The organism is Pseudomonas sp. R37(2017) (genome assembly GCF_002113375.1).
Lineage (GTDB): Bacteria > Pseudomonadota > Gammaproteobacteria > Pseudomonadales > Pseudomonadaceae > Aquipseudomonas.
Genome location: NZ_NEHO01000006.1, coordinates 62913 through 75250 on the forward strand (window position 1 = coordinate 62913; position 12338 = coordinate 75250).

The window sequence follows — 12338 nt, forward strand, 5'->3', positions numbered from 1 at the left end:
ACCTGCCCACTTAAAAAAACCAAAAGCGTGGTGAAAAATGAAACTTGCAGATCTCAAGAAAACGGTAGTTGCGTGTCTGGTTGCTTCAGTGTTTGGCGCAATTGTCAGTTCGACAGTCTATGCCGCGGATGCAAACAAACCAGGGGCGGGCGTTTCCATCACGCCTATTTTCCCGACGATCGCCGAAGAGCGTTTCCGTGGCGAGATCGCAATGGCCGGCCTCAAGGACCTGGGTTACGACGTCAAGCAGCCAAAGGAAACCGACTATCCCGCCATGTTCCTGGCACTGTCCTACGGCGATGCGGATTTCACCGTGCATGAGTGGGAACACCTGCATGAGGCTTTCTACGACAAAGCCGGTGGCGACGATGCGATGACCAAGGTCGGGCAGGTCATGAAAGGCGTTTTGCAGGGTTACATGATCGACAAGAAGACCGCTGACGCTTATCAGATCAAGGATCTTTCGGACCTGAAGAAACCGGAGATTGCCAAGCTGTTCGACAGCAATGGCGACGGCAAGGCCGATATGACCGGCTGCAACCCGGGCTGGGGTTGTGAAGTGATGGTCGAGCATCACATGAAAGCCTATGACCTGGGCCCGACGGTGGTGGACAACCGCGGTTCGTACTTTGCGCTGATGGCCGACACCATCGCCCGCTACCAGCAAGGCAAGCCGGTGCTGTATTTCACCTGGGTCCCGCAGTGGATCGCCAGCGTGCTGGTGGAAGGGCGTGACGTGGTCTGGCTGCCGGTTCCCTTTACCTCGCTGCCTGATGGCAAGGAAAGCAAGGACACTTTCTATCAAGGGAAAAACCTCGGCTTTCCGGTGGATACCGTCAACGCCGTCGTGAACAAGGAGTTCGCAGAGAAGAACCCGGTGGCAGTCAAGTTCCTGTCCGAGTACCAGATCAGCACCGACGACGAAAGTGCGCAGAACCTGCGTATGCAAAAGGGTGAAAAGTCCCAGGCGGACATCAAGCGACATGCCGCCGAGTGGATCAAGGCTCACCAGAGCGAATATGACAAATGGCTGGCTGATGCGCGGGCTGCCGCCAAAAACTAAGCGTTAGTTGCCAACGTTTCAGGTAAATGTGATCAGGTGGAAAATGATGGATACATTCCAAAGCACGTTGAAGTTCCAGAACATCGGATTTCGGCAAACTACAGATTCATTGGGTCATGAAAAAGTAGTGCGGGTTGCATTCATTCTGCTTGATCACTTTTCACTGACCACGCTTTCAACTGCAATGGATGCCCTGGCAACCGGCAACTTGATCAGCAGCCATACGATTTACAAGGTTTCCACTTATTCGTTGCAAGGCGGTCTGGTTGAAAGTGATATCGGCGTAGCGCTTTCTTCGGAAAGGCTGGTGCCGGAGACATTCAACAGCGACGCAGTCATTGTTGTGGGAGGGCAGCGAGTCAGGCTGTCCGCCAATCCTTTGCTGCGCCGGGTGTTGAAGAAGTCTGCCACTGGCAAGGGCATCGTCGCCGGTGTATGGAATGCCGCGTTCTACCTGGCGGACGCCGGTCTGCTCGATCATCAAGGCAGTGCCTGCCACACCGATAGCTGCGCGCTGATGAACGAGTATTTTCCCCAGGTGAAAATCGCCACTGCGGATTTCGTCTTCGAACATCGCCGTGGCACCTGCTCCAGTGCTTCTTCGGCGCTGGACATGACCCTGGCGATCATGCAGGAGCTCGGTTCTCGGGGCGACGCGGGGCTGACCAGTGAAATCAGGCGCGTTCACCAACCCAAGACCGTTCAAAACAGCGAAACCGGGATAACCGTCGTACCCAAGTCGATTCCTCGTCCGCTCAATATCGCGCTGAGCCTCATGGAAAACCATATCGAGGCGCCGATGGAAATCGAGGAAATCGCCAGTCAGGTCGGTGTTTCACGACGGCAACTCGAAAGAAGATTCGCGCGCTATTTGAATGCCGCGCCCAATCGCTACTACCTGGAGTTGCGTCTGACCCGGGCACGGCAACTTATTGTCCAAAGTGATCGTTCGTTGACCGATGTTGCACTGGCCACCGGATTTGTCAGTTACCCGCATTTCTATAAGCGCTTCAAGGATCTGTTTGGCCTGCCGCCCATGACCTTTCGCGATAATTATTATTCCGATGATTGTGGCAGTGCCGGGCGATATGCAATTGCAGCCAACTTTTGACAGGCATCGATAAGTTCTGACGCAACTGTCTGTGTAGAGGTAATGAGTGGTTGGCACGAAGTTGCCAGGCAGGGTGTCTCGTGGACTGTCGTCAGTTGATTTCAATAAAAGCAATTAAACAATAAGCGGTTTAAGACTATGAAAGTTACCTCGTTACCCGCCGATGATAAAAGTTGTGGCTGGTTTCATTTGAGCCGCCCGCGCCAACCCCGGCCTGCGCATCAGGGGCATATCTCCGCTCGCTGGGTCATTATCGGGGCGGGTTTCACCGGGCTTGCCGCTGCGCGTCAACTGGCGCTGAACTTCCCCAATGACGAAGTGGTGCTGGTCGAAGCGCAGGAAGTTGGCTTGGGCCCATCGGGACGCAACGCCGGTTTTGCAATCGATCTGCCCCATGACATCGGTGCCGACGATTACATCGGCGACATCAATCTCGCCCGTACCAGCCTGAAGCTCAATCTGGCCGGGCAGTCGATCTTGCGCGACCTGGTCAACCAGTTCGACATCGATTGCCAGATGAAAGCCTGCGGCAAATACCAGGCGGCCGTGGAAGATCGCGGCATTGCGGTGCTCGAGGCGTACCGGCGGGGGCTGGATAAACTCGAACAACCTTATCAGATGATCGATGCCGGCGAGCTGCCCGAGCATCTGGGCACGCACTTCTATCGCAAGGCGTTGTACACCCCCGGCGCGATCCTGATTCAGCCATCGGCGTTGGTGAAGGGCTTGGCTGACAGCTTGCCGGCAAACGTCACGCTGTATGAGCGCACACCGATCCTGGAAGTGGAATACGGCCCGAAGACAGTGTTGAAACACGCAAACGGCAGCATCAGCGCCAACAAGTTGATTTTGGCCAATAACTCTTTCGGTATGCGCTTCGGCTTCCTGCAAGGCCGTATGTTGCCCATCTACACCTACGGCAGCATCACTCGCCCATTGACCGAAGAAGAACAGGCACGCCTGGGAGGCAAACCTTACTGGGGCGCCATTCCGGCAGACCCATTCGGCACAACCGTAAGACGCACTCCGGATAACCGACTGCTGATCAGAAACAGTTTCAGCTTCAACCCGGATGGGCGCAGCAACAGCAAATACAACGAGCGTTTTGTCCGTCGCCACAAAGCCTCGTTCGATCAGCGCTTCCCGATGCTCCCCGATGTGAACTTCGAATACACCTGGGGTGGCGCGCTGGCCATGTCGCGCAACCACAACGGTTTTTTCGGCGAGTTGGCGCCCAATGTCTACGGCGCTTTGGGTTGCAACGGACTGGGCGTTACGCGCGGCACCGTGACCGGGAAACTGCTTGCCGACTGGCTCGCAGGCGATCGCGGCGGGCTGATCGAGTTTCTGTTGCAAGCGCCGGGGCCGAACAGTAATCCGCCCGAGCCGTTCCTTTCACTGGGCGTAAACATGAACCTCAAGTGGGGGCAATTCCGCGCCGGCAGAGAAAGCTGAGTCGCCACATTCGAACACCCTGACCCGAACGATGTGTAAGTGCAAACCGCTTTCCGATGTCGAATATAAGGATAAGAAATGAAGAACGTTGGTGTTTCAATTGAGGATGTCCCACTTAACAGCTTTCATCGTCTGCTGACGATTCGTGCGGCAGGTGGTTCTTTTGTGGATGGTTACGTCCTCAGTATCATCGGCGTCGCGCTGATACACATGTCCAGATCCCTGGCCCTCGATGATTTCTGGGAGGGCATGATTGCCGCTTCGGCACTCATCGGTATCTTTTTCGGTGGCTTCCTCGGTGGCTGGCTCACCGACATCCTCGGTCGCAAACGCCTGTTGTTTGCAGGCCCGACCCTCTTCATCGTGGCGTCCCTGGCCCAGTACTGGGTGGACTCGGCCATCGCGCTTTTCTTCCTGCGCCTCGTGCTGGGCGTGGCGGTGGGCATCGAGTACCCGGTTGCCACTTCACTGCTGGTCGAGTTTCTTCCCCGCAAATACCGCGGCCCCAGGTTGGCGATGCTGACCATCATGTGGTTCGCCGGTGCCGCAATGGCCTATATCGTCGGCGAGATCATGTTCAAGTTCTGGGGATCGGACGCCTGGCGCCTGGTATTGGCCAGCGCTTCGATCATTGGCGCCCTGTTGTTTCTCGTACGCATCGGTACCCCGGAATCGCCACGCTGGTTGCTGAACAAAGGCCGACCCGTCGAAGCCGAAGCGATCATCAAGAAGGTCTACGGCGCGGAGTTTTCCCTGGAGAACCTGCCGGAACAGTCCTGTGGCAAGAGGATCAGCATCTCCAATCTGGTTCATTCCGGCTACGGTAAACGAATGCTGTTCGTGGTGATTTTCTGGACCTGCTCGGTCGTTCCCCTGTTCGCCGTCTACGCCTTCGCGCCAAAAGTATTGGCCGCCCTGAATCTGCAAGGGGACTGGGCGTCGCTTGGCTCGATCGCCATCACCTTGTTCTTCGTGATCGGCTGCGTGATTTCAACGCGAATCATCAATGTGGTCGGTCGTCGCAACCTGCTGATCTACAGCTTCCTGTGTTCCGGCCTCGCGTTGCTGGGCCTGGCCATCGGTCACGCCGGGCCGAGCAGCCTGGTGCTGTTCTTTTTCATTGCCTACGCGCTGTTCATTGGCGGTGCCCAGGTGCTGACGCTGGTGTACCCCAACGAACTGTTCCCGACGGAAATCCGCGCCTTTGCCGTGGGTGTAGGCACCTCGCTCTCGCGAGTCGGCGCTGCCGCAGGGACTTATCTGGTGCCGATTTCCCTCAGCAAGTTGGGGATCGCCGAGACGATGTATGTCGCGGCGGGCGTCACGCTGGTCGGGCTGCTGCTGTCCTGGGTGCTGGCGCCTGAAACCCGTTCGCTGAATCTGCAACAGGCCGCATCGCTCAATTAACTGTTTTTCAAACCCGACGAATGACAGTCGCGGGCAATCAACATGCAAACCACTGGAGGAAACATCATGAACTTCGACGGCATTTTTACCCCTGCCATTACGCCACTGACTTGCGATGGCCAGATCGATCACCCGGCCTTCGCCGAGGTTCTGGAGTATCTGATCGAATCCAGGGTCCACGGCATCATCATTGGGGGTTCTACCGGTGAGTACTACGCGCACACCACGGCCGAGCGCGTCGAGCTGGCCAAGCGTGCGAAAGACGTGATCAAGGGTCGCCTGCCGTTGGTCGTCGGTACTGGCGGTATTCGTACCGAGGATTCCGTGCACTTTGCCGAAAAGGCCAAGGAGATCGAAGCCGATGCTCTGCTGGTAGGGTCACCGCCTTACGCCTTGCCGACCCAGAAGGAAATCGCCACTCACGTACTGGCCGTGGACAAGGCCGCCGGCTTGCCGATCATGCTTTACAACTACCCGGCGCGCATGGGTGTCTCCATGGGCGACGAGTTTTTCGCCGCGGTGGCCCAGTGCAAGAACATCGTCGCGATCAAGGAAAGCTCGGGCGAGATGAACCGTCTGCATCGCCTGGCTCATTCCCATCCCGAGCTCCAGATCTCCTGCGGTTGGGACGATCAGGCGCTGGAATTCTTCGCCTGGGGGGCCCGTAGCTGGGTCTGCGCCGGTTCCAACTTCATCCCGCGCGAACACGTGGCGCTCTACGAAGCCTGCGTAATTGAAAAAGACTTCGCCAAGGGTCGTCGCATCATGTCGGCCATGCTGCCACTGATGGATTTCCTCGAAGGCGGCAAGTTCGTCCAGTCCATCAAGTACGGCAGCGAGTTGAACGGACTGCGCACCGGTGGTGTGCGTGCGCCATTGCAACCTCTGGAAGCGTCCGAGAAGCAGGCGCTGAAAGAGGTGATCCAGACCCTTGAACAGAACGTCGCCGAAATCGTCGGGGAGGCATGAAATGGCAGATCTATTGACTAAAGAGGCGTATCGCGACCTGGCAGGCAAGATGGAGTTTCGCCACCAAGCCTTCATCAACGGCCAGTTTCGCGACGCGCAATCGGGCAAAACCTTCACCACCACCAACCCGGCCACCGGTGACGTCCTGGCCGAAATAGCCGCCTGTGATTCCCGGGATGTCGACGAGGCTGTCGCGGCAGCCAAGGCAGCGTTTGACGACGCGCGCTGGCATTCGCTTTCGCCTTCTGCACGCAAGTCCGTGCTGCTGCGTTTCGCTCAATTGCTGGAAGACAACGCCCACGAGTTGGCGGTCCTCGAAAGCCTGGACAGCGGCAAACCCATTCGCGAATGCCAGAACATCGACGTACCGGAGACCATTCATACGCTGCGCTGGCATGCCGAGCTGATCGACAAGGTCTACGACTCGACCGCGCCGACAGGTTCCGGCGCGGTCACCATGGTGGTGCGTGAGCCCATCGGCGTTGTCGGTCTGGTCTTGCCGTGGAACTTCCCGCTGCTGATGCTCGCCTGGAAAATCGGCCCGTCCCTGGCCGCCGGTTGTTCGATCGTGGTCAAGCCGGCCAAGGAAACCACCTTGAGCACGCTGCGCGTGGCCGAGCTGGCTTATCAGGCGGGAATCCCCGCGGGCGTGTTCAACGTGGTGCCTGGCGGCGGCAAGGACGCTGGCGAGCCGTTGGGCCGGCACGCCGATGTCTCGATGGTCAGCTTCACCGGCTCGACCGACACCGGGCGTCTGTTCCTCAAATACTCCAGTGAGTCGAACCTCAAGCGCATCGTGCTGGAGTGCGGTGGCAAGAACCCGGCGGTGGTGATGGATGACGTCGAGGACATCGACCAGGTTGCCCGGCACGTGGTCAACGGCGCTTTCTGGAACATGGGCGAAAACTGCTCGGCGTCCTCGCGCCTGATCGTTCACAGCGACATCAAGGAAGCGTTGTTGAAGCGGGTTCAGGCGCACTTGGCCGACTGGCAGATGGGTGATCCCCTCGATCCGGAAAATCGCCTGGGCTCGATGATCAGCAAGGCTCACTTTGAAAAAGTGCGTTCTTACATCGAACACGCCAAGGATCAGAAACTGGATGTGCTCGCGGGTGGCAACACGACCGGTGACATCTTTGTAGAACCGACCATTCTCGATGGAGTACGGCGCGACAGCCGCTTGTTCCAGGAAGAGATCTTCGGTCCCGTGCTGAGCGTGACCACCTTCAAGACCGTGGACGAAGCGATCGAGCTGGCCAACGACACGGCCTATGGCCTGGCGGCATCGGCGTACACCGGCAACCTGCGCAATGCCTTGAAGCTCTCTCGGGGTATTCGTGCGGGTATCGTGACCGTGAACTGCTTTGGCGAAGGTGATGCCTCTACGCCGTTCGGCGGCTACAAGGAGTCCGGCTTCGGTGGTCGGGACAAGTCCATCTGGGCCCATGACCAATACACTGAGTTGAAGACCATCTGGATCGACGCGTCCTGATAGAAACGGCAATGTTGTGATACAAGGATCACCTCAGCCTCAATGGTTGGGGTGATCCTTGTGCTTGTTTGATCGGAGTGGATTTTCAGTGGTAGAGCAGCGCAGTTTTTGCGGGACAATCAAAGGCAAGAATCTCCGTTATCTCAAGGACGAGAAACCGGAGAAACTGCTCCGTTCGGCGGTGGGTTTTATCCTGCTCGATCACTTTTCCCTGCCATCTTTCACCAACGCACTGGACGCACTGGTTACCGCCAATCTGCTGCGGCCGGAGCTTTACAGCACCTGCACCTTTACCCTCGATGGCCAGGAAGTGATGAGCGACCTGGGCATCATCATCCGCCCCGACCACGACCTCTCGACCTATCCGCTGGGTGATTTGAAGTTGTTGATCGTCTGTGGTGGCCTGCGCACGCCGCTGCGCGCCAATGCCCAACTGCGCGCCTTGCTCAAGAAGGTAGCCGAGAAGGGCGTGGCGCTCGCCGGCCTGTGGAACGGCGCCTGGTTCCTGGGCGAGGCGGGTCTGCTGGATGCCTACCGCTGTGCCATTCACCCGGAACATCGGCCAGCGCTGGCAGAGGCTGCGCAACACAGCCAGGTCACCAGCGAAAGCTTCATGGTCGATCGCGATCGTTATACCGCGGCAAGTCCCAGCGGGGCGTTCTACATGGTGCTGGACTGGATCGGACAATCCCACGGCGCAGGCCTTGTGGAGGGCATCAGCGATATCCTCGCGTTCGAAGCCTCAAAGTATCGGCGGCTGAACCCGACGCTGCACATCAAGATGGCCGCGCCGTTACGCGAGATCGTCAAGCTGATGGAGGCCAATCTGGAGGAACCGCTGGATCTGGAGCAGATGTCGGGTTGGGTCAACCTGTCCCGGCGTCAGATCGAGCGGCTGTTCAGGTCGCAGTTGGGGACGACGCCATTGCGCTATTACCTTGAACTTCGGGTCACGGAAGCCCGGCGGTTGTTGCAGCACTCCCGGCTGTCCATCGTTCAGGTCGCAGTGGCCTGCGGGTTCGTCTCGCCAAGTCATTTCAGCAAGTGCTACACGGCGTATTTTGGCTATTCGCCGTCCAGAGAAGTGCGGATGGAGTTTTGACGGCGGAGTGTCAGGCGACATCGATTTTGAATGTGCTGGCCTCATCGCGAGCATGCTCGCTCCTACAGTGATTTGGGCCGTTCACAGATGTTGCGTACAGCCACTGAACCTGTAGGAGCGAGCATGCTCGCGATGGCGGTGTATCAGGCGACATCGATGTTGAATGTACCGGCCTCTTCGCGGGCAAGCCCGCTCCCACAGTGATTTGGGCCGTTCGTGGATTTTGCGTACATCCGCAGAGCCTGTAGAAGCGAGCATGCTCGCGATGGCGGCGTGTCAGGCAACATTGATCTTGAATGTGCCGGCCTCTTCGCGAGCAGGCCGCAAGCGGGCACCCGCTCCCACAGTGATTTGGATGGTTCGCAGATGTTGCGTACAACCACGGAACCTGTGGGCGGCCGCTGTCGACGAAGAACCAAACTATTTGCCATTCCTGGCAAGCACTACCTTCGCTCGAATGCCATCGAAGTACTGGGACTTCAGCTCTGTCGTCAGCGGCCCAAGAATGGGGTTTGCCTTGAACCGGGCCAACAGATGCTCGATTACCCGATCTACCTTGGCGTAGGCAGCGGTGACGCTTGACGGCACCAGCGGATCGAACTCGAGCTCCTGCATCTCGATATCGAGTCGTTTCAACACGGGTTCGGCGTCCAGGATCTGGTGGCGTATTTCATCCGGCGAGCATTGCATCGTTAACCTCCTTGTATTGCCGCAAATGCAGACACACCTCTGGTTGACTGCATGTCGGGTGGCGCAGTCAGGGCATGGAAGCCGCTGTCTTAAAATTGAAACAAAATTGTCGCGCAGCAATATTACTGAAATGTTTCAGTTCTATGATCGAGGCAGATTTTTTTCAGGTTGCTTCTCTCATGCGTCGAGCTGTATTCAATCAAAAAGGGGGCGTTGGCAAATCAAGCATCGCCTGCAATCTCGCGGCTGTCAGTGCTGCCGAAGGCTACAGGACGCTTTTGGTGGATCTCGATCCTCAGGCCAACTCGACCCAATACCTGACTGGGCTGACAGGCGATGATATCCCCGTGGGGATCGCCGATTTCTTCAAGCAAACCTTGTCTGGTGGCCCGGCCGGCAAAAAGAATCGGGTGACCATCACTGATACTCGCTACGACAATCTGCACCTGGTGACGGCTAGCAGTGAGCTTGCCGATCTGCAGTCAAAGCTTGAGTCCAAGTTCAAGATCAACAAGTTGCGCCGCCTGTTGGTGGAGCTTTCCGAGGATTACGAACGCATTTACATCGATACACCGCCGTCCCTGAATTTCTATACGATCAGCGCACTGATCGCCGCCGATCGCGTGTTGATTCCTTTCGATTGCGACAGCTTTTCTCGTCATGCGCTCTATAACGTCATCGCGCAAGTCGCCGAGTTGCAGGCCGACCATAACGAGTCGTTGATTGTGGAAGGCGTGGTGGTCAACCAGTTTGTGGCGCGTGCCAGCGTGCACCAATTGCTGATCGATGAACTGGTGGCGGAAGGCTTGCCCGTGTTACCGGATTACTTGAGCAGCACGGTCAAAATGCGTGAGTCCCATGAGGCTTCAGTGCCCATGATCCATCTGGCGCCGCGCCATAAGCTTTCAATGGAATTCGTCAGCCTGTTTTCTGCGTTGGAGCGTGCCAGTTAAACCCGGGCTCAGGGTTGAAGTATCAGCCAGTGGCGATTGGGGGAGGCCGGCGTGCGAGTAGCGTGCCGGCAGATGAGTGAACCACGGCTATGCTGAAATCATTGCTCGTTATCGCTATCGGCGCATCACTTGGGGCCTGGTTACGCTGGTTGTTTCAATTTGGCACACGCTAAAGAGGTGATCCGTGATGAAAGGGTTTCTGGTGATTTTCTTTACCCAACAGAACCGCCGTCATCATGGAAAAATGCTCGGTGACTGGCTTGTCGATCTGGCCAAGGAAATGGGGCTGCGTGGAGCCACTCTGGCAACCGGTATCGAAGGCTTCGGACATTCGGGAAAACTGCATTCCTCGCATTTCTTCGAGCTGGCTGACCAGCCGACCGAGATCCATCTGGCAATGACTGAAGAAGAGTTCGCACGCTTGTTTGAGCGCCTTGCGACCGAGGACATTTCCTTGTTCTACATAAAAGCCCCAATTGAATTCGGAGCCGTTGGCATGCGGGCCGATCCAGTCGATCGCGTAGATTGAAATGTGAGCATGGGGGAGTTGCAAGGAGATGCCTGCTTTTGGCCGATTGTTGCCTGTTGCGAAGGGCGGCTATCAACCGATAGCCGTCAATTCAGCGTCATCCTGAGTTGCGAAGAGGCGTGTCAGTTCACGCCCAACTTGAATTTGATGCTGTCTGCGGGCCACCAGTCCCACGATGGCGGCGGCGTGTAGCAGCCTGGCTGATTGGCGGGTGTCGCGTCACAGCGGACGGTGTAGCCCTTGCTGGTTATTTCTCTCCCGCCTTCGCCGGTGCCGCGCTCATTGTACGAAGAGCAGCCACCGAGCAAGGCGACAGCCAGTAAAACTGTTGTGTACTTCATAAATGCCTCCATGCGTAGAGCGTACAGCTTAGCCAGGAATCCCGCCTGGTGCGGGACTTATTTTTCTGAAGAAAAAGTGATGACTGCAACCGAACGATGCCCCGAAGCGCGTGGGCACTTGATGGGCAAGCATCCTTGATTCAACTGCCAAACGAGGCTTCTGGCCGTTTTCCGCCTGCCACGACCGGTTGAATCCACCGCCGGCAGTCACCCCAGCGTTATCTTCACCGTGTCGACATTATCGGCAGACTCGGCTGCTCGCTGGACGCCAGAGACGGGACGAAAACGGAAAGCCATCTAACGGTCAACCATGAACGAACGTCCAGAGATCGGTATTCAGTTTTTCGATAGCGGCTTTAAAGTCCTTGGTGCTGATTTGCTGACTCTCGTTTTCCAGTTGGCTGCCGAATACCTTGCGCACCACTTTGGCCATTGTCTGATGGGTTCTGGCGTCAATGAATTCGGCTTCGATGAACAGATTGGTGTCCTGGTCCCGGTGTCCGGTGGCGGCCTGTGTCGCTCCGACAACGGCCGCGATCGGCATTATTTCATACCACTTCATGCCTTCGTTCGAAGCGCTGACGCCAGTGATCGCCGCACGCAGGATCAGGGGGCGTGATCCGGCTGGCGCTGCAGCGGCGTTAGACACCCTCTGGTATTTCTGACCCAGCATGAGTTTGGCCTTCCTGGACATGAGGTCCTGCAGGTCGGCCAGTGTCTGCTGATTGACCCGCTCATTGGGTTTCGGCGCGGGATAAAACTCCAGGGTTCTGAACGCTATGGTGTCATACGCATTCGGGTTCCACGAAGGGCTCACCCAGCGCATTGCCTTCTCTCCCGTGGTGGTGGTCACTTCTTCCAGATTGTTGTAGTTGGACAGGAAACCGGAGTACTGCTCGCGCTCGGTGACCTGGGAGGTGCATCCGCCGAGTAGAAGGCTGGTCAGTGCGACATCAATGAGCAGTTTCCGGACCAAGGTCATAGTGTGTTCACTCCACGATTGAGTCGTGCCCCGTCAACAGAAAAGCAGAATCTTCAAACCCTGTTTCCAGCTTGAGTCCGGGTGTTGTCGAGCTGATCGAAGATTGGATAGCCGGTTGTGCACTTGATCCGCTTCAGCAGCATGTGGCCGAGCGAGATCATGGTCGAACTGATGTCGGTGTCCAGATCCAAAGCATAGTGGCCCTGTGGAGATGCGTCAGGTTTCGCTCATACCGAAAAAGCGC

At 57.1% G+C, this 12338-nt stretch carries 12 protein-coding genes; 9 read left to right on the forward strand and 3 right to left on the reverse strand.

The window, feature by feature from the left end; all coding sequences use genetic code 11:
* The first annotated feature begins 37 nt into the window (after nt 1-37).
* The 7 genes from proX (at nt 38) to CAG47_RS12310 (ending at nt 8599) form a co-directional block, all read left to right on the forward strand.
* On the forward strand, nt 38-1063 hold the full coding sequence (gene proX / locus CAG47_RS12280) for a glycine betaine/L-proline ABC transporter substrate-binding protein ProX (RefSeq protein ID WP_085725120.1): 1026 nt from the start codon (nt 38-40) through the stop codon (nt 1061-1063).
* A 7-nt stretch (nt 1064-1070) separates the two neighbouring features.
* On the forward strand, nt 1071-2174 hold the full coding sequence (locus tag CAG47_RS12285) for a GlxA family transcriptional regulator (RefSeq protein ID WP_256577409.1): 1104 nt from the start codon (nt 1071-1073) through the stop codon (nt 2172-2174).
* 138 nt (nt 2175-2312) lie between these two features.
* Nucleotides 2313-3629 carry an FAD-binding oxidoreductase gene (locus tag CAG47_RS12290; RefSeq protein WP_085725122.1) on the forward strand — a complete coding sequence of 439 codons (1317 nt, stop codon included), beginning with the start codon at nt 2313-2315 and terminating at the stop codon, nt 3627-3629.
* Between the two features lie 78 nt (nt 3630-3707).
* Nucleotides 3708-5036: an MFS transporter gene (locus CAG47_RS12295; protein ID WP_085725123.1), complete on the forward strand. Its 1329-nt coding sequence runs from the start codon at nt 3708-3710 to the stop codon at nt 5034-5036.
* 66 nt (nt 5037-5102) lie between these two features.
* Nucleotides 5103-6005 carry a dihydrodipicolinate synthase family protein gene (locus CAG47_RS12300; RefSeq protein WP_085725124.1) on the forward strand — a complete coding sequence of 301 codons (903 nt, stop codon included), beginning with the start codon at nt 5103-5105 and terminating at the stop codon, nt 6003-6005.
* Between the two features lies 1 nt (nt 6006).
* Complete coding sequence (locus tag CAG47_RS12305) at nt 6007-7497, forward strand: aldehyde dehydrogenase (protein WP_085725125.1); 1491 nt, start codon at nt 6007-6009, stop codon at nt 7495-7497.
* Nucleotides 7498-7585: 88 nt separating this feature from the next.
* Nucleotides 7586-8599, forward strand: a complete 1014-nt coding sequence (locus CAG47_RS12310; protein WP_085725126.1) for a GlxA family transcriptional regulator — start codon at nt 7586-7588, stop codon at nt 8597-8599.
* A 420-nt stretch (nt 8600-9019) separates the two neighbouring features.
* Here CAG47_RS12310 and CAG47_RS12315 read toward each other — a convergent pair whose 3' ends face one another.
* Nucleotides 9020-9289, reverse strand: coding sequence for a hypothetical protein (locus CAG47_RS12315; RefSeq protein WP_085725127.1), 270 nt, complete (start codon nt 9287-9289; stop codon nt 9020-9022).
* Between the two features lie 179 nt (nt 9290-9468).
* Between CAG47_RS12315 and CAG47_RS12320 the strand changes: the two genes are divergently transcribed.
* Both CAG47_RS12320 and CAG47_RS12325 read left to right on the forward strand, forming a co-directional pair.
* On the forward strand, nt 9469-10242 hold the full coding sequence (locus CAG47_RS12320) for a ParA family protein (RefSeq protein WP_085725322.1): 774 nt from the start codon (nt 9469-9471) through the stop codon (nt 10240-10242).
* A 187-nt stretch (nt 10243-10429) separates the two neighbouring features.
* The gene (locus CAG47_RS12325; RefSeq protein ID WP_085725128.1) at nt 10430-10771 is read left to right on the forward strand and encodes a DUF190 domain-containing protein; all 342 of its coding nucleotides are present in this window, start codon (nt 10430-10432) and stop codon (nt 10769-10771) included.
* A gap of 122 nt (nt 10772-10893) precedes the next feature.
* Here the strand turns inward: CAG47_RS12325 and CAG47_RS12330 are convergent, their stop codons facing one another.
* Together CAG47_RS12330 and CAG47_RS12335 are read right to left on the reverse strand one after the other, a co-directional pair.
* Nucleotides 10894-11112, reverse strand: coding sequence for a hypothetical protein (locus CAG47_RS12330; RefSeq protein WP_085725129.1), 219 nt, complete (start codon nt 11110-11112; stop codon nt 10894-10896).
* A 304-nt stretch (nt 11113-11416) separates the two neighbouring features.
* A complete protein-coding gene (locus CAG47_RS12335; RefSeq protein WP_085725130.1) occupies nt 11417-12094 on the reverse strand; it encodes a DUF3313 domain-containing protein in 678 nt (225 codons plus the stop codon).
* Nucleotides 12095-12338 lie beyond the last annotated feature (244 nt).